This window comes from Marinimicrobium sp. C6131 (assembly GCF_026153455.1).
In the GTDB taxonomy this organism is placed as follows: domain Bacteria; phylum Pseudomonadota; class Gammaproteobacteria; order Pseudomonadales; family Cellvibrionaceae; genus Marinimicrobium.
This window is the reverse complement of the sequence record NZ_CP110629.1, coordinates 3127733-3146132: the sequence shown is the minus strand read 5'-3', so window position 1 is coordinate 3146132 and position 18400 is coordinate 3127733. Positions and strand designations below refer to the sequence as shown.

Annotated in this window: 16 protein-coding genes; 15 read left to right on the top strand and 1 reads right to left on the bottom strand. The window is 56.5% G+C overall.

Going from position 1 to position 18400, the window contains the following annotated elements; genetic code table 11:
* The first annotated feature begins 296 nt into the window (after positions 1-296).
* From OOT55_RS13475 to OOT55_RS13450, 6 genes are all read left to right on the top strand, one after another.
* Positions 297-2153: a peptidase domain-containing ABC transporter gene (locus OOT55_RS13475; RefSeq protein ID WP_265366369.1), complete on the top strand. Its 1857-nt coding sequence runs from the start codon at positions 297-299 to the stop codon at positions 2151-2153.
* The gene (locus OOT55_RS13470; RefSeq protein WP_265366368.1) at positions 2150-2941 is read left to right on the top strand and encodes a hypothetical protein; all 792 of its coding nucleotides are present in this window, start codon (positions 2150-2152) and stop codon (positions 2939-2941) included. The genes OOT55_RS13475 and OOT55_RS13470 overlap by 4 nt, the downstream gene beginning before the upstream one ends.
* A gap of 4 nt (positions 2942-2945) precedes the next feature.
* Positions 2946-4106 carry a hypothetical protein gene (locus OOT55_RS13465; protein ID WP_265366367.1) on the top strand — a complete coding sequence of 387 codons (1161 nt, stop codon included), beginning with the start codon at positions 2946-2948 and terminating at the stop codon, positions 4104-4106.
* 68 nt (positions 4107-4174) lie between these two features.
* The gene (locus tag OOT55_RS13460) at positions 4175-4993 is read left to right on the top strand and encodes a hypothetical protein (protein ID WP_265366366.1); all 819 of its coding nucleotides are present in this window, start codon (positions 4175-4177) and stop codon (positions 4991-4993) included.
* A gap of 12 nt (positions 4994-5005) precedes the next feature.
* A complete protein-coding gene (locus OOT55_RS13455; protein ID WP_265366365.1) occupies positions 5006-5341 on the top strand; it encodes a hypothetical protein in 336 nt (111 codons plus the stop codon).
* A 7-nt stretch (positions 5342-5348) separates the two neighbouring features.
* Complete coding sequence (locus tag OOT55_RS13450) at positions 5349-5693, top strand: HlyD family efflux transporter periplasmic adaptor subunit (protein WP_322113841.1); 345 nt, start codon at positions 5349-5351, stop codon at positions 5691-5693.
* A gap of 126 nt (positions 5694-5819) precedes the next feature.
* Here OOT55_RS13450 and OOT55_RS13445 read toward each other — a convergent pair whose 3' ends face one another.
* Positions 5820-8153, bottom strand: a complete 2334-nt coding sequence (locus OOT55_RS13445) for a Tex family protein (RefSeq protein ID WP_265366364.1) — start codon at positions 8151-8153, stop codon at positions 5820-5822.
* 509 nt (positions 8154-8662) lie between these two features.
* Here OOT55_RS13445 and OOT55_RS13440 point away from each other — a divergent pair.
* The 9 genes from OOT55_RS13440 to OOT55_RS13400 all read left to right on the top strand — a co-directional run bounded on the left by OOT55_RS13440 (position 8663) and on the right by OOT55_RS13400 (position 18346).
* On the top strand, positions 8663-9040 hold the full coding sequence (locus tag OOT55_RS13440) for a GntR family transcriptional regulator (RefSeq protein WP_265366363.1): 378 nt from the start codon (positions 8663-8665) through the stop codon (positions 9038-9040).
* On the top strand, positions 9037-9906 hold the full coding sequence (locus tag OOT55_RS13435) for an ABC transporter ATP-binding protein (protein WP_265366362.1): 870 nt from the start codon (positions 9037-9039) through the stop codon (positions 9904-9906). The genes OOT55_RS13440 and OOT55_RS13435 overlap by 4 nt, the downstream gene beginning before the upstream one ends.
* Positions 9906-10850 carry a hypothetical protein gene (locus tag OOT55_RS13430; protein ID WP_265366361.1) on the top strand — a complete coding sequence of 315 codons (945 nt, stop codon included), beginning with the start codon at positions 9906-9908 and terminating at the stop codon, positions 10848-10850. Before OOT55_RS13435 ends, OOT55_RS13430 begins: the two co-directional genes overlap by 1 nt.
* Positions 10851-10909: 59 nt before the next feature.
* Positions 10910-11128, top strand: coding sequence for a hypothetical protein (locus OOT55_RS13425; RefSeq protein WP_265366360.1), 219 nt, complete (start codon positions 10910-10912; stop codon positions 11126-11128).
* 78 nt (positions 11129-11206) lie between these two features.
* Positions 11207-12439 carry an efflux RND transporter periplasmic adaptor subunit gene (locus OOT55_RS13420; protein ID WP_265366359.1) on the top strand — a complete coding sequence of 411 codons (1233 nt, stop codon included), beginning with the start codon at positions 11207-11209 and terminating at the stop codon, positions 12437-12439.
* Positions 12436-15588, top strand: a complete 3153-nt coding sequence (locus tag OOT55_RS13415; protein WP_265366358.1) for an efflux RND transporter permease subunit — start codon at positions 12436-12438, stop codon at positions 15586-15588. Before OOT55_RS13420 ends, OOT55_RS13415 begins: the two co-directional genes overlap by 4 nt.
* Positions 15569-15883: a DUF3144 domain-containing protein gene (locus OOT55_RS13410; RefSeq protein ID WP_265366357.1), complete on the top strand. Its 315-nt coding sequence runs from the start codon at positions 15569-15571 to the stop codon at positions 15881-15883. The genes OOT55_RS13415 and OOT55_RS13410 overlap by 20 nt, the downstream gene beginning before the upstream one ends.
* A 163-nt stretch (positions 15884-16046) precedes the next feature.
* A complete protein-coding gene (locus tag OOT55_RS13405; RefSeq protein WP_265366356.1) occupies positions 16047-17030 on the top strand; it encodes a lipid A deacylase LpxR family protein in 984 nt (327 codons plus the stop codon).
* An 8-nt stretch (positions 17031-17038) separates the two neighbouring features.
* A complete protein-coding gene (locus OOT55_RS13400; protein WP_265366355.1) occupies positions 17039-18346 on the top strand; it encodes a glycosyltransferase in 1308 nt (435 codons plus the stop codon).
* Positions 18347-18400: the final 54 nt, after the last annotated feature.

The window sequence follows — 18400 nt, the reverse complement described above, 5'->3', positions numbered from 1 at the left end:
CAACATTGGGTTAGGGTACCGGTGACAAGCCAGCTAATTGCTGATAGCCTATTTATAAGCCTGAAGCTTTGTTCAGTCGGCAGAACCCCTGCTCAGAAGAAGGTCGGGATCGAACAATAGGAATGAATAAAAATTAAGGGATAAAATGAAAAAGGTCGTAATTGTCTGGGAGCTCGGAGCTGATCTGGGCCATATAAACAGACTCCTGCCGCTAGCGGATGCACTACGAAAATCGGACTGCGAAGTCATTTTCATACTTAGAGACCTATCGAGAGCCCAAAAGACGATTGGTCGTTATGGGTACGATTTACTGCAAGCCCCGCTATGGCTACCAAAGTCGCGCACCGCACCCAACCCCCCGCGCAGCTACCCGGAAATTCTCCTGCATTGTTGTGGAAGAGGAGCCAAAGCAAGACGAACTGGACAGCCAGGCCAAGAAATTTGGCTACCGCTGGTTTATCCCGGAATTGGTCAAGTACAAGCCCATCTGGCGTGACGTGTTGCTGGCGTCACTTGCGATCCAGATCATCGCCCTAGCCACGCCCATATTTACTCAGGTGATCATCGACAAAGTAATCGTCCACCATACCATCAATACCTTGATTGTTATTAGTGTTGCACTCTGTATGTTTATGATTTTTACCGCAGCGATGACTTGGGTGCGACAATATTTGGTGCTGCACACAGGTAACCGCATAGACGCAATACTGGGAAGCCATGTATTCAGTCACTTATTCAACCTACCGCTTAAGTACTTCGAACATCGTCCGACCGGGACCTTGGTAGCCCGTATTCAGGGAATGGAAACTATCCGGGAGTTCATAACGGGTGCGGCGGTTACCCTTATTCTGGATCTGCCTTTCCTCTTTATATTCCTGGCCATAATGTTTTACTACAGTTGGCAGCTTACCTTGATTGTGCTTTCCGTGATCCTTGCGATCAGTGTGTTGAGTCTGGCGATTACTCCCACCTTGCGCGAACGCTTGAATAAACAGTTTCAACACGGCGCCCGAAATCAGGCGTTCCTCACCGAGTACATCAACAGCATGGAGACAGTGAAGTCACTTCAAATGGAGCCTCAGTTGCGCCAGCGGTTTGGTGGATTCTTATCTACTTACCTGCAGGCGAGCTTTAAGTCACGCAGTTTGTCCAATACCTACAACGTTGCCGCGAATACGCTCGAACAGTTTCAGACGCTCGCAGTGCTTTGCGTAGGTGCCTGGCTGGTAATGACCACCGATACATTGACGATAGGCATGCTCGTCGCTTTCCAGATGTTCGCCAGCCGCCTCTCTCAGCCAATGCTGCGTATGGTGGGCCTCTGGCAACAATTCCAACAGGCAAACATCGCCGTCAAACGACTGGGCGATGTAATGGACGCCCCGGCTGAGCCCTATGCAGTTACTCCGGTCCGGACCCAATCCGACAAAGGTCATATTGAGTGTCAATCCCTAAGCTTTCGGTACGGTGTAGACCTTCCCTACTTGTACCAGAAACTGGATCTAACTGTAGAGTCAGGTAGTGCCGTTGCAATTATGGGGCCCTCGGGCTCTGGTAAAAGTACATTGGCCAAATTACTTCAGGGTTTCTATCGTCCGTCTGATGGACGGATAAAAATCGACGGCCGGGATGTCAGGCACCTCGCAGCCAACGAGCTGCGGCAATACTTTGGTGTAGTACCTCAGGAGACTCAGCTATTCTCTGGCACGGTACATGAAAATCTCATAGTCGCAAACCCGGGCGCTACTTTTGAACAGATCACTCAGGCTTGTCGAATGGCGGAAATTCATGAGGTTATCGAGCAGCTTCCAAAGGGCTACCAAACCGAACTGGGTGAGCGTGGTGTTGGCCTATCGGGAGGCCAGAAACAGCGACTGGCCATTGCTCGCGCATTGCTTAAACGTCCGGGCGTCTTGATATTTGATGAAGCCACTAGCGCTCTTGATCAGGTCACGGCTGAACAATTTGCAAAAACCGTTAATAAACTACGGGGAAAAGTAACTTTGCTGTTTATTACGCACCAACTGCCTAAAGGACTAATGGTGGATAAAGTGGTAACGCTTGGAAGCCAGGCTGAGTGCCATCTAGCCGTGGCTAGAAAGGATCAAGTTAAAACACCCCGCAGTTCAAATTTGGAGCACGAACCATCATGAAGAAATCTTTATTGATACTTATTTTTATGGCACTCACGTCTTTTGGGTGTTCGGCGAATGAATCAAGAAGTTTGAAGCATTCGCACGGTATTGACTCCGAAGACAATGAAGTCGATGAAATGATTCAATTGTTGTCGTCTTTAAAGTGGAAGATTCCATCGTATATGAGGCATGGCGATATATGTAATGACTTTATCAGCGATCTAACTAATAGTAAGAAGTCAATCCGTATTGTCCCTCCAGTTGTTGAAGCAGATGATTGGGGTAACGTGAATATCCAAAAGTATATTGGGAAATGCGATAAAAATGACTTCACCGTAAATGAGGAACACAAAAACGTTAAAACCGGAGGTGGCGACTCTTCACGAATTTCTTCGGGAAAATTTTTCTACTCAAAGGATGAGTATGCAGTCTGGGATAGTCCTAATAGTAATTCGATAATTTTCTATACCGGACCTAAATATCGGCTTTCAGAGAGACAAATTGGATACGTTAGTGAGGGTCGCAGGGAAGGCCTGAAGAAAGTATTTGTTTATTCGGGCACGTTCTACGAAGTGGAAGTTGATAGTTGTAAAAAAAAGGATTCAGTTAATGAAAGTTCGTCACCATTAGTTAGTGAAGATGACGCAATAAGAAAAAGCAGTATTATTGATTACAGGGGAGAAAAATACCTACTTTTGATAGCAAATATAGGTTCGAAAAATACGTACCTAATTAGGCTTTTTGATTTGCATAATATGTCTATTGGTAAGAATATCTGCTCTGCACAACACATAAATGAAGGATGAATTTGTGATGACTATAAACTATAGAGATATACAGAACTATGAAGATGAAGTCAGGTCAGTGATTACCGAGGGCGAAGGATTTGAGCGCACGGTATATGACGACGGTGTTAACCATATCCCTACTATTGGATACGGTTACGCGTTAATAATAGATAATGGTGATAATTGGGTTGTTAAAAGTACATTGGAGGATGATCTCGAATCGCTGGGCGTGACTTTGTCATTGGGTGATCAGTTGATTCTGGACCAAATAGCGTCGGCTTTAAATGGAGATACAGAAACTACAGCCGAAGAGATAATGGATGACTATGAATTTGATTTAACTGTTGATGAAGATGAAGCGAACAGTTTATTTGATGCTGAAAGGGAGAGAGCGGAAAACGCTATTGAGGATCAATTGGCTCGACACCTGAATCCGGAAAGAGCCGCTGAAATATTTACCAATTTATCGGAGACTCATGAGTTAGTGGCACTCACCTCATTGGTCTACACAAACTATACTCTGATAGGCCCCGGGCTTTCAAGTGCTTTAGATGAGGGGAATCGGGCAGAAGCATGGTACGAGATTAGGTATGCCAGCAACGGTGGAGATGACGCTGGTATAGCCAAAAGACGATATCATGAAAGTCACATCTTTGGTTTATACGATGAAGGTGTGGACGCTGAGACAATCACTAATGATCAAGCTCGCCAAGTATATAGAATGTTCAATCGGCGGCGAGACGATATTCTCGACTATGAATCCCGCTATGGTGTAAACCCGGATGGGAGCAATGGCAACCGGAATATGATTGCGGAAGCCAATGAAGACTATTCTCCGGGTACCGATATCCCGACGTTGGAAGAGGCGCTGTCTCCCGCCACGGGCTATTTAATGGAAGAGTACGTCACCAGCCTGGACGAAAGCCTGACAGAGACCATTGATTTTCAGAACATTTGGGTAGACCGCCTGGACAACGAGGGAGACTCCCAAGGCTCCGGTGACGGCGTTCCGACCATGTCCGGCTGTGACGAGAACGATCTTCTGGTTAGAAGTAACAGTGGCTCTGACCTGAAAGGCGTCAAAGGCAATGACGTTCTTTGGGGAGAAGAAAAAAAGATGGCTTCACAGGCGGGGGGAGCTTGGATGTCCTTAAAGGAAGCACCAGCGCCGACGGCAGCATAAAACTGGGGATAAATCTGGCCTAGAGTGGCGTAGAAACGCACAATACGGCTGAATAATGCGGGTAAGATATGAATATTTTAAGCAGAAACGTTCTTCTACTTATACTAGTTTCCGCTAGTGCCTGCGGTTACTCTTCTGATCAAAGCGAGTTTGAACCAAATAGTAGAGCTTTGAGCGCGGAAAAAGATAATTTTACCGACGTGAACCGATCATCAAATAGAAATGATCAACGGTACGAAATAGTTAGGAAGAGAGACGTGGTCGTTAATGGGGTTGTCTATGACAACCTTTGTGAGGATCTTCTAAAGAGCTTAAACAGTTACAAAGATAGTGGACCTATGGTATGTAGTCGACAGTACAATTCCCAGTTCGGTGTGGAAGAGCCAAACTGGATTCCCTATCAAAAAGACGATATTCCGTGGAATATAATAAAGAAAATTTTCTCTAGAAATGAGGGAGGGTCTTATGAAGGACAAAAACGCTATGAAAAGTGGATCCAAAGAAAAGAGGAGCTTGAAGATCTAGCAAACAATAGAACTATTTTGTGGGCCTCAAAGGTCGATATAGATAATGATGGGAGTATAGAAACTCTATTAATGCTGAAAGATTCTGAATGTGGGGAAAACAAATACTATGACTATAATGCTCCTGACCCTCATTTATATGTACTAACAGAGAGTGCCGATGATATAAACGAAGATTTTGAAAGGATAACGAGATACACCTTTGATGTATTTTTATATAAAGGAAATTCGTATCTTTCGTCCTGGAGGGGCTTAAAAAAGAAAGAATCACAAGAAAAGTTGTATGTCTACAAAACTTTCGCTCCAAGAGGTAAGTTCGGTTTTAGCAACCATCCCATATGCACCTACCAGTATATTAGATAAGGAGATTACAAAATGATCAGTAACTTTACAGAGTTAAGCGAAACCGAATACAGTGATCGCCGGTTTAATATCCTGGTGGATGTGGAAGAGAATGGGGATGCAAAGGAGCTGCCCTATGTAGACTCGCAAGGAATCCCGACTATTGGTGTTGGCTTTGATTTGACAGTCGGATCTGTACGAGATGAAGTGCTAAAGGCTTTTGGGTTTGATGTGAACTCAGAAAACGAGCATGAACAAGAATATCTACAACAAATAGAAACCGCACTAAGTCAAAGATACGAAGGTGATACCCAGGCTGAGAAAAATGACCTCCTTCAGAGCGCATTAAAACGAGCCGTTAAAAGCTGAAGTTTTTATCGACAACAAGGATATTGGTTTTGTCGAGGCGGGGCAGAATGTGAAGATTAAATTATCGACCTATTCATTTCAGCGTTATGGAATGATTAACGCTACTGTTGAAAATATTAGTGCAGATTCCATAAATGGCCAAAATCGTGATGGTACATCAACACCCAGTCAGTTCGGATACAAGGCAATTCTTACACTCGAAAGTCAGAAGCTGGAAAAGCAAGGTATACAGTTTGATTTAAGGCCAGGGATGCAAGTGTCAGCGGAGATAAGAACAGGCTCTAGATCCGTGGTTGAATACTTACTGTCACCTGTCAGGAAAATGCTATCCGAAGCAGCGCATGAGCGCTGATGCCCGGTCTAGGCATAAAGTTTCCCGGTTGTGCGGGGCAGGCGGACTCGCTCTGGAGGAAGAAACCCCTGTCATCCTACCGGAACGGCAGGCCTGTCGTTCCGTTCCGGTAGGGACGAAACCTAGTTACTTTTTCTTCAACGCTTCCTGCAACAAGGCGCCCATACTACCCATGCCGGCACCCTGACCGCCGCGATTGCCCTGACGGCTTTGGCCACCGTTTGTTTTCTGGGCGCGACGTGGGCCGCCTTTGGGGCCTTCGGTTTTCTCACCCGGCTCATCGTCCAGGCGCATGGACAGGCCGATGCGTTTGCGCGGCACGTCCACTTCCATCACTTTGACTTTCACCACATCGCCGGCCTTGACCACTTCCCGTGGGTCCTTCACGAAGGTATTGGACAGCGCGGAGATGTGCACCAGCCCGTCTTGGTGGACGCCGATATCGATAAAGGCGCCGAAGTTGGTGACGTTGGTCACCGAGCCTTCCAGAATCATGCCCGGCTCCAGGTCTTTGATGGTGTCCACACCTTCCTGGAACTGGGCGGTTTTGAATTCCGGACGGGGGTCGCGGCCGGGTTTGTCCAGCTCGCGGATGATATCGGTGACTGTCGGCACCCCGAATTTGTCGTCGGTGTACTCCGCCGCTTTCAGGCTGCGCAGAAACGCCGAGTCGCCGATCAGGCCCTTCACTTCGCGGGCGTTGATCTGGGCGATCTTCTCCACCACGCTGTAGGCTTCCGGGTGCACGCCGGAGGCGTCCAGCGGGTTGTCGCTGCCGGCGATGCGCAAAAAGCCCGCCGCCTGCTCAAAGGTTTTCTCCCCAAGACGCGGCACTTTTTTCAGTTCGCTGCGCGAGCGGATCACCCCATTGGCGTTGCGGAATTCCACGATATTGTTGGCCAGGGTCTGGTTCAGACCGGACACGCGGGCCAGCAGCGGCGCCGAGGCGGTGTTCACTTCCACGCCCACGGCGTTTACACAGTCTTCCACCACGGCGTCCAGCTCCCGGGCGAGCTGGGTCTGGGATACATCGTGCTGGTACTGGCCGACACCAATGGATTTCGGGTCGATTTTCACCAATTCCGCCAGCGGGTCCTGCAGACGACGGGCGATGGAAATGGCTCCGCGAATGGTGACGTCCAGATCCGGGAACTCCTTGGCGGCAAACTCGGAGGCCGAGTACACCGAGGCACCGGACTCGTTCACCATCACGCTCTTGGCCTTCAGGTCTTTGTGTTTCTTGAGCACTTCCTGAACGAATTTTTCGGTTTCCCGGGAGGCGGTGCCGTTGCCGATCGCAATCAGTTCCACATCGTGTTTTTTGCACAGGGCGACGATCACCGCTTCGGCTTCCGCCACCTTGAACTGCGGTGCGGTGGGAAAAATGGCGCCGTGGTCCACCACCTTGCCGGTGGGGTCGACCACCGCCACTTTCACCCCGGTGCGCAGGCCCGGGTCCAGGCCGATGGTGGCTTTCTGCCCAGCGGGCGCCGCCAGCAGAAGGTCCTTCATATTGGCGGCAAACACCTTGATCGCAGCCTCCTCGGCGACTTCCCGCAGCTCGCTGAGCAGATCGGTTTCCAGATGGGTCAGCAGCTTGACCCGCCAGGTCCAGCGCACCACCTCGCCCAGCCACTTGTCCCCGGCCCGGCCCTGGTCACGAATCTGCCAGTGATCGGCCACCATGGCCTCGCAGGGGTGGGCTTCGGTGCGCTCGGGTTCCTTATCGCCCAGGGTCAGAGACAGGTTGAGAATGCCTTCGTTGCGACCCCGGAACATGGCCAGCGCGCGGTGGGACGGCACGCTCTTGAGCGGCTCATCGTGTTCAAAATAATCCCGAAACTTCTGCACTTCCTGAGACTGATCGGCGTCTTTACCCGGCGCCACCCGGGCGCTCAGGTTAGCTTCATTTTTGAGGAAGTGGCGCAGCTTGCCGAGCAGCTCGGCGTCCTCGCTGAAGCGCTCCATCAGGATGTACTTGGCGCCATCCAGCGCGGCCTTGGGGTCGTCGATTTTGTGTTCGGGGTTCAGGTACTTGGCGGCTTCCGCTTCGGGGTCCAGGCTCGGGTCCCCCAGCAGCGTCTCGGCCAGCGGCTCCAGGCCCGCCTCGATGGCGATTTGGCCTTTGGTGCGGCGCTTGGGCTTGTAGGGTAGGTAGAGATCTTCCAGTCGGGTCTTGGTGTCCGAGGCTTTGATGTCCCGCTCGAGCTCGGGAGTCAGCTTTTCCTGCTCGGCGATGCTCTTGAGAATGGCTTCACGGCGGTCTTCGAGTTCCCGCAGGTAGCGCAGGCGCTCCTCGAGGTTACGCATCTGGGTGTCGTCCAGCCCGCCGGTGACTTCTTTCCGGTAGCGGGAGATGAAGGGCACGGTGGCGCCTTCGTCGAGCAGGGCGACGGCGGCGGCGACTTGTTGTTCGCGGCAGTTGAGTTCTTCGGCGATGCGTTGGGAGATGCTGTTCATGCGCTGACCTGAGGGTTCGGTTAAACAAATTGCCAAGGCCGCTCATTATCCGCAATTGGCTCCAGTAGACCAGTCTTGTTTTTGGGAAATTTTTGTGAGAGCGGCTAGATCGGGTTTCTGATTTTAGGGACTTCGAAGAGAGTGCTCCGCCTGGGTAACCCCTTGTGAGACACGCCGTAAATACGTCCCTGTAGGCTCGATCGCCTGCCGTCCAGGCAGGCGACGGTCTCACAAGGGGTTACCCAGCCTCCGCGGCGGCAACATAACGTTTCGGGAACTAGCACCCGCACCAAACAACTTTCCGGTTGGCACTGAGGGACGGGGAGGGGTAGACCTTTTCAAGACCGTAAGCGGAGGGACTCCGCGAGGCGAGCCCCCAGGGATGGGTTTACGGCGTGTCTTGAAAAGGTCTACCCCTTCCCGGCCCGGTCGTGATGCTCAAATGTACTTGTGAAGTTGCGATTTGGTGTTATAGTTATGTATAACACCAGTTCACCAAGGGGGCCATTGTGGCCGATATCTGGAATGACGACCAACCCATCTACCGCCAGCTCTATGAGCGGGTGGTGCGGTTGATATTGCAGGGGGAGATCGCCGAGGGGGATGCCCTGCCCTCGGTGCGGCAGCTCTCGGCGGACTATCAGATCAACCACCTCACCGTGGCCAAAGCCTACCAGGCCCTGGTGGATGAGGGGCTGGTGGAGAAGCGGCGGGGCCTGGGGATGTTTGTTCTGGCCGGTGCGCGTGAGCACTTACTCGCGCGCGAGCGAAAGCAGTTCCTGGAGCAGGAGCTGCCCGAGGTGGTGGCACGGGCGCGTCGTCTGGGCATTGAGGGCGAGGCGCTGCAGCGCGCTCTGGCCGATTATCAACGGGAGGATAAGGCATGACAGCGGTGATTGAAGCGCATGGTGTGCGCAAGGCCTACGGGCCCAAAACGGTATTGAAAGGCATCGACCTGACCCTGGAGCCGGGCCGGATCATGGGCCTGATCGGTCCCAATGGCGCGGGTAAAACCACCCTGCTCAAGGGCATTCTCGGTCTGGCCCGGGTGGATGGGCATCTGCGGGTGCTGGGGCTGGACCCCCAGCGCCAGCGCACCGCCCTGATGGAGCGGGTGTCGTTTATTGCCGATACCGCCATTCTGCCCGGCTGGCTCAAGGTCAGTGAGGCGCTGGACTACATGGCCGGGGTGCATCCCCGGTTCGACCGGACCAAGGCCGAGGGCTTTCTGGCGAAAACCGGCATCGAGCGTCGCTCACTGGTAAAAGAGCTGTCCAAAGGCATGGTCACCCAGCTGCATCTGGCGCTGATCATGGCCATCGACAGCCAGTTGCTGGTGCTGGATGAACCCACCCTCGGGCTGGATATCCTCTATCGCAAGCAGTTCTACACCAGCCTGCTGAACGACTACTTCGACGAACAGAAAACCATTCTGGTCACCACCCATCAGGTGGAGGAGATCGAGCATCTGCTGACCGACGTGGTGTTCATCGGCGATGGCGAGTTGCGCCTGAATACCTCCATGGAGGCACTGGAGCAGGACTTTGTCGAGCTGCGGGTCACTGGCGACCGGCTGGCGGAGGCCCAGGCGTTGGGTCCGATTCACCAGCGTTCCATGTTGGGCGGTGAGTGTCTGATTTTTGAGGGGGTCAGCGCTGAGCGATTGGCACCCTTGGGCGAGGTGAAAGCCCCGGGGCTGGCGGATCTGTTTGTCGCCAAGCTGGAACGGGTACAACCGGGGAGGGCCGCCTGATGAACCTGACTCAATGGCGTCCGGTGTGGATGCAATGCCAGCGCGAATTCTGGGAATCCCGGGGTACCTTCCTGCGCACGCCCCTGTGGGTGGCGGCGGTGATCGCCGCGCTGATGGTCATGGGCATGATCACCGGCAATATCGAACTGAATGCGGCGCTTAACGAGCTGCGCGGCGCGCCTGAAAACCTGCAGAAGTTTGAAGACGGCGCGGATCTGGTGGGCGCGCTGATGTCCGGAGATCTGTTCAGCACCCATCCCCAGGTGCTGCGGGCGGCGCTGGCGGCGATTGCCATCCCCTTTATTCTGACGCTGCTTCTGGTCAGTCAGGTCTACCTGCTGGGTAGCCTGTATGCGGACCGGCGGGATAAAAGCATTCTGTTCTGGAAGTCCCTGCCGGTGTCGGAAACCCGGGTGGTGCTGACCAAGCTGGCGTTCGGTGCGCTGGTGGGGCCGGGAATCTTTATCGGCGCCTCGCTGCTGGTGGGCCTGCTGCATCTGCTGATGTTGCTGGGTTATATCAGCTGGCAACTGGGCGTGGACTTACCGGATATGGGCAGCCTGATCGGGACTTTTCTGGGCCACAGCCTGGCGCTGGTGTCCGGATGGTTGCAGTTCTCCCTCTGGTTCCTGCCCGTGTGGGCCTGGTTGATGCTTGCGTCCGCTTACGCCAAAAAATCCCCGTTTCTGGTGGCCTTTGGGGTACCGGCGGTGGCCATGGTGCTGGAGCTGTGGATACTGCGCAGTGTGGAACTGTGGCAGGCGGTCTGGGTGCCCACCCATCGGTCATTCGAGGGGCTGGTGCGGGCCCAGGCACAACCCGAAGCCTGGCTAAGCCAGTGGGGCGAGACGCTGAGCGAACCGGCGTTCTGGGCGGGTCTGGTAGTGGCGGCGGGCTTTACCGTCGGTGCTATCTGGCTGCGTAATTACCGGTATGAGTTGTAAGCGGTACCGTGTTCAACAAGGACACATTGGTGATGAAAACATTAACGAGGAATGACACTATGAGCAGCAAATGGGGTATCTCGGCCGTATTGGTCATGGCGCTGGCGCTGGGCGCCTGTTCCATCCACGGTGGCACACACGAAACCATCCACCCGCCGACCCTGGGACAGGAACTGGTGGACCTGAAACGGGCCTTTGAGGCGGGCGCGTTGGACGAGTCAGAATACCAGCGCCAGCGGGAACGGCTGATTGAGTCGGAGCGTACCAAAGGGCGTTAATGTCCGTGACAGAGGAGCGCCGCCCATCCGGTGGCGCTCACTCCGGTGCGCGATCAATACGGAATAAAGGAGAGCGGTTTGGAACAACGAGGTTGGTTGCGGCGAACGCCGCTGACATTGATTATTCTGGTACTGGGCGTGGCCGGTTTTATGGCGTTGCTCAATTTGAAACCCCGCCCCGAGCCCCGCCCGGAACCGGAACCGCCCAAACCCGTGGTGCAGGTAGAGCGGGTTCAACTGCAGAGCCGGGCTCTGACCGTGGAGGCACAGGGTACCGTGACGCCACGTCGGGACATCCAACTGGTGAGCCAGGTCGGTGGCCAGATTGTCAAATCGGCGCCATCCTTTGTGGCCGGAGGGCGGTTCAAGAGAGGCGACTGGCTGGTTCGGCTGGATTCGCGTGATTACCAGAATGCGCTTGCCCAGGCCGAGGCCCAGCTACGTGAGGCGGAGCGAGTGCTGGCCGAAGAGCGCGGCCGGGCCCGTCAGGCCGAACGCGAGTGGCGGGATCTGGGCAATGCCGAGGCCAATGCGCTGTTTCTGCGCCAGCCCCAGATTGCCGCGGCCGAGGCGGCGGTGGCCTCCGCCCGGGCGGCGCGGGACCAGGCCCAGTTAGACCTGGAGCGCACCGAGGTACGCGCGCCCTTCGATGGTCGCATCCGACAGACCATGGCCGATCAGGGGCAGTTTATCGGGCCGGGCACGCCCGTGGCGGACGTTTATGAAGACACCCTCGCCCAGGTGCGCCTGCCCTTGACCGATGCTCAGGCGGCACTGCTCAACCTGCCGTTTGGTGATGAACTGACCCAAGCGGCCCAGCCGTCGGTGACCCTGCACGGGCGAGCCTTGGGCGAAGACCACCAGTGGTCGGCCCGCCTGGTGCGCACCGAGGCCAGCCTGGACCCGCAGTCGCGCATGCTCTACGCCGTGGCGGAACTGCCGGAGCCCTTCAACACTGAGCGCCATGGCGCGCCGCTGCTGATGGGTTCCTTTGTGACCGCCGAGATTGAAGGCAAGCCGCTGACCGATATCGTTTCTTTACCGATCACCGCCGTGTTTCAGCGCGACCGGCTGTACAGTGTCAGCGATGACGGCGAGGTGGTGGAAAAGCAGGTGCGGGTACTGACCATTGACGGGGAACGAATCTGGGTCAAGGGGAGTCTGCGCGACGGCGAGCCGGTGATCATCGACCGCCAGGGCTATGTCAGCCCGGGCGTGGCGGTCCGGATTGCCGGTGAGGAGGAGCCAACCCCCGAACCTGCGGAAGACGAAGACGCGCCGGCGGAGCCGGAGGCTGAGGGCGGCGTATGAACCGGTTGATTCAGTGGTTTGTCGAGAACCGGGTGGCCGCCAACCTCCTGATGGTGTTGATCTTCATCGGCGCGTTAGTGAGCACCAGCAAACTGGATAAAGAAGTCTTCCCGACGGTATCGCTCAACTTCATTGAAGTCTCCATGAACTACCCCGGGGCCGGGCCTTCGGAAGTGGAAGAACAGGTGGCCATCCGGATCGAGGAGGCCATCGCCGATATCGACGGCATCGAGGAAATCACCTCCACCTCCAACCAGGGCTGGGGCTCGGTGCGGGCCGAAGTGGTGGAAGGCTATGACCCCCAGCGGGTGCTGAACGACATCAAGACCCAAGTGGATGCCATCAGTACCTTCCCGGGTGACGTCGAGCGCCCGGTGACCCGGCAGATTGTCGGGCGCAGTTTTCTGATGAGCCTGGCGCTGTCCGGGGACGTCAGTGAGGCGGCCCTGAAGGAAACCGGCTGGCGGGTGCGCAATGAGTTGACACTGCTGGATGGGGTCAGCCATGTGGAGCTCAACGGCACCCGCCCCTATGAGATGGGTATCGAGGTGTCCGAAGCCAGCCTGCGTCGCTATGGCCTGAGCTTTTCGGATGTGTCTAATGCCATTGCCGGCTCGTCCCTGAATGTGCCCGCCGGGGTGATTCGCGCCCACGGCGGAGATATCCAGATTCAGACTCGGAACCAGGCCTACACCGCCGAGGATTTCGGCAAAATCCCGGTGATCACCGCCGCGGATGGCACCCAGGTGATGCTCAGGGATGTGGCCGAGATTCGGGACGGCTTTGATGACTGGAGCGTATTCGCTCAGTTCAACGGCAAACCGGCGGTCTTTCTGGACCTGTCGATTACCGAGAACCCGGACATCGTCGCCTCCGCTCGGGAGGTGGAAGCCTATATTGAGCGGACCCGGGACATTCTGCCGGCGGGGATGACCCTGGAAGTCTGGCGGGATATGTCGACCCTGTATGAGAGCCGGTTGAACCTGCTGCTGGAAAACGCCATTACCGGCCTGCTGCTGGTGTTTGTGGTGCTGATGCTGTTCCTGCGCCCGGTGTTGGCGGCCTGGGTCTGCGTGGGTATCGCCACCGCGTTTGCCGGTGCGATCTGGTTGCTGCCCTACGTCGGGGTGAGCGTGAATATGATCTCCCTATTCGCTTTTCTGCTGGTTCTGGGGATTGTAGTGGACGATGCCATTATTGTAGGTGAGAGTATTTACACCCGCCATCAGCATGGTCTCAAGGGCACGTCCAGCGCGGCCAGCGGTGCAAAAATGGTCGCTACCCCGGTGTTTCTGGCGGTGATCAGTACCATGATCTTTTTTGCCCCCATGATGGCCGTCCCCGGCGCCATGGGCACCGTCACTTTCGCCATCCCGGTGGTGGTGATTCTGTGCCTGCTGTTCTCCCTGATTGAGAGCCTGCTGATTCTGCCCTCTCACCTCTCCCACCTGAAACCGGAGCGGGAAAGTCGCAACCCGTTGCTGCGCAAACTGACCCACGCCCGCCAGAAAGTGGCGGACAGTCTGGACTGGTTCGCCGACCGGGTGTATCTGCGTTACCTCACCCGGATGCTGGAGCACAAGCTGGCCACCCTGGCGGGGTTTGCGGTGGCGTTTTTGCTGTCCCTGGGGGTGTTTATCGGCGGTTGGTTGATCGTGAGTTTTATGCCCATGGTGCCCTCGGATTATCTGGAAGCGCGGGTGACCCTGCCCGAGGGCACGCCGTTCCATGAAACCACCCGCATCATGCGTCAGGTCGAGTCGGCGGCCCTGCGGTTGGATCAGGATGAGGAACTGACCGGCGGGAGTGAAGAAGACCTCATTGAAGGCATCCAGACCTGGGCCTGGGGCGAAAACGTCTATGTGTCGGTGGGCCTGGTCGGCGCCGAGGAGCGGGACATCGGCAGCCCGGAGGTGAGCCGCCGCTGGCGGGAGCTGATCGGTGAGATTCCGGAGGCCAAGGAATTCCGGTTGGACTTCACCATCAATGCCGCCGGGGACGATATCAACCTGAACCTGAGCATCGCCGATAACGATCTGGATGCCCAGCGCGAGGCCGCCGAAGCGGTCAGTCGGGTACTGGCCCAGTTTCCGGGGGTGTATGACGTGGAAAACACCATCGAGAAGGCCCGCCAGGAAATCAATATCGAGTTGCGTCCGGCGGCGGAGTCTCTGGGTGTGACCCTCGGTCAGGTGGCCGAGCAGGTGCGTCAGGCGTTTTACGGCGCCGAAGTGCAACGCATCCCCCGGGGCATTGAGGATGTGCGGGTTCTGGTGCGCTACCCGCAGGAGGAGCGCGCGCATATTTCCCAACTGGACCGGATGCGCATCCGTCTGGCCGATGGCACCCAGATTCCCCTGCTCGAGGTGGCCCGCATCGACTTTGTGCCCGGCTACTCCACCATTGAGCGCCGTGATCGCAAACGCACCATCGGTATCAGCGCCAGCGTCGAAGAGGGTGAAGACGCCAACGCCATTGTCGCGGAGCTGTTGCGCCAACACCTGCCCGAGTGGCAGCAGCGATTCCCGGGGCTGACTCTGTCTCCCGATGGCAATATGCAGGACCAGGCGGACTTCATGAGCTCGATGAGCAAGAACTTTGTCCTGGCGGTGCTCCTGATCTACGGCATCATGGCGGTCAACTTCCGCTCTTATTGGCAACCGGTGATCATCCTGACCGCCATTCCGTTTGGCTTTATGGGTGCGGTCATCGGCCATCTGGTGATGGACCGGGAAATCAGCATGCTGTCCATGCTCGGATTTATCGCCTGTGCCGGGGTGGTGGTGAATGACAACCTGGTCCTGCTGGACCGGATCAACAGCCTGCGCCATCAGGGCCTGGCGGTGCTGGAGGCGGTGCTTCAGGCCGGGCGGGACCGTTTCCGGGCCATTGTGCTCACCTCGGTCACCACCTTTATCGGCCTGATGCCGATCATGGCGGAACAGAGCGTACAGGCCCGATTCCTGATTCCGATGGTCATTTCCCTGGCCTTTGGGGTACTCTTTGCCACCACGGTAACCCTGATACTGGTGCCCACCCTGTACCTGGCGGCGGATCGCTTTGGCGAGCGCTGGTCGGCCTGGAGAGCGCGGCGTCAGGGTGTAGAGATTGATCGCGACGGAGCTTTGAATGAACCAACCTCACGATGAAGACACCTTCTGGAACCTGGTGGACGAATTTATTGAAAACGCCAATCAGGCGGTGGATCAGGCCGGCGACCCGGCGCTGGTATCCGCCGCCCTGCTCCAGGCCTGCTCCCGTTTCAGTGCCTTTGTGGTGGCGACCTCATCACTGGATCGCAAGGAGTACACCGATGAAATTCCTTCGGCTCTGTCGTTTTTGAGCGGCCAGTTCCGCGAGCAGTTGGCCGCGGATCTGGAAGACTATCGGGAACATTATAAAGTCTATATCGCCAATGAACGTCCGGATGAACCTCTGCACTGAGACTACCCGTTAACACTTTTTAACGGTAAGGTGACCCCGGCCTGTGCTAGCCTCCCTGGCGCTTCGGTGTTGGCGGCGCATCCAGCCCGCCGCAACCTGCGTACCTCACTGTGAACGATGAACTCGCCGACGGCTTTCAGATCGGCTTCTGTGGAGTGGTAGCATGCCTGTACCCAAGCTGATGGCCGGCGCCGTCTCAGCGTTATTGACCCTGCCTGCGCACGCCGACATGGACTGGATTACCGGCGTCTGGCACAACGATCTGTTTGCCGGCACCGATGGCGGCGGTTACACCAATGGTCTCTATGTCTCCTGGTTTGATTTGGCTGAAACGGCACGGGAGCGCTACGACGTTCCGTTTTTGATTGGGCCGTTCGAGGGCTGGTTGTTGCCCGATCCCTACGGTGAATTGCAGGTCACTGAGTTCACCATCGGCCAGGCCATGTTGACCCCGAAGGAAATCGAAAAGCCGGTGCCAGACCCCAATGACGCGCCCTACGCCGGCCTCCTGCAACTGCGGGCGGCCTATACCGTGATCGGGGACGATGTGGCCGATACGCTCGGCGTCACGGTGGGCATTGTCGGTCCCTCCTCCGGGGCGGACGAAGTGCAGCGAGCCGTGCACAAGATGGTGGGCGCGACCAAGCCCCGCGGCTGGGACTACCAGGTCAAAGACGAACCGGTCGGGCAGGTTGAGCGCACCCGGGTCTGGCGCTTTGGTCCGGCACCGACCGAGGAGCCCCATGCGGATCTGCTGTTGGTGGGCTCGGGTTCGCTGGGTAACCTGGAGAGCGCTGCCGGGGCGGCCATCATTCTGCGCTATGGAACGCGTCTGGATCGCAGCTTCGGTACCGCGGCCCAGATTGTCGGACGGGTCAGCACACCGATGGCCATTGACGGTGGCTGGAGTGTGTATATCGGTGGCGGCGCGGAATATGTGTACAACCAGATCTTTGTCAGTGGCGGCGGCCTGCGCTCGGGCCAGAGTGGTGATCTGCGTCACGATCAGTACGCGGGCTACATCGGCGCCTCTTACGCCTGGGAGCGCTTCAGTCTGACCTTCAGTTTCGTGAATAACAGTACGCTCGACAAAAACGCCAGTGCCCGACAGCGTTTCGGCGCTTTGAAACTGGGCTGGAAACTGTAAGTGTTGCTATGCCTCACCTGATTGTCCTCGGCAGCGTCTGGCCCGAACCCAACTCCTCGGCGGCGGGTACCCGCATGGTGCAGTTGCTGGAGGAGTTTCAGCGAGCCGACTGGCGAATCACCTTTGCCAGCGCCGCCCTGCCCTCCCCGCACCGGTTGGACCTTCCGGCACGGGGTATCGCCGAGGCGTCGGTGGCGCTTAACGCGGACAGCTTTGATCACTGGCTTGCCGGACAGGCGCCTGATGCGGTGTTGTTCGATCGCTTCATGACCGAAGAGCAGTTCGGCTGGCGGGTCGAGCGAACCTGCCCAAACGCATTGAGGATTCTTGATACCGAGGACCTGCACAGCTTGCGTGCCACCCGGCAGGCATTGCTGAAACGTCGCCAGGCCCTCGCCGGCCCGGAAGCCGAGCGTCAGTCCGTGGCCCCGGAGCTGGCCGGCCCGGACGAACTGTTTCCTGAAATGGCGGACAGTGATCTGCTGCAGCGCGAGTTGGCCGCGATTTATCGCAGTGATCTGAGCCTGATGATTTCCGAGTTTGAAATGCAACTGCTGACGGGGACCTTCAAGGTTCCGGCCCCGTTGCTGATGTACCTGCCTCTCTGGGCCTCGCCCGAGCCGAACCCCCTTCCTTTTGAAGCGCGACAACACTTTGTCAGTATCGGCAATTTTCGACACGCGCCCAATTGGGATGCGGTGCTGTGGCTGAAACACGATCTGTGGCCGCGCATCCGAGCCGCCCGGCCCGATGCCGAATTGCATCTGTACGGCGCTTACCCGCCGCCGAAAGCGACGGCGCTCAACAATCCCCGTCAGGGTTTTCGGGTGCTCGGTTGGACGGAAGATGCGCGCGGGGTCATGGCCCGGGCGCGGGTCTGTCTGGCGCCACTGCGATTCGGAGCCGGGCTGAAAGGGAAATTGCTGGACGCGATGGCCTGCGGTACCCCGAGCGTGACCACTTCAATTGGCGCCGAAGCCATGGCCGATGAAGCCGACTGGCCGGGGGCGGTGGCCAATGATACGCAGACTCTGGTTCGGGCCGCCCTGTCGCTGTATCAGAATGTCCCGCAGTGGCGTGAGGCTCATGAACAGGCCGGATACGTCCTGGCGCGGCGTTTTTCTGCGCTTGCGTTTCAGGGGCGTTTACTGGCGCAGGTGCAACAGCTTCGTTCGACGCTTCCCACACACCGGCGCGCCAATATCGTCGGCACCATGCTGCGCCATCATCAGCACCGCAGCACCCAGTATATGAGCCAGTGGATCGAGGCCAAGAACCGCCTCACGCCCCGCGACGATTCGCACAACACCCATTAACCCGTTAAGCTAACGATGTAAGAACGGTTGACGGCTCTGTAGTCTCAAACCGTC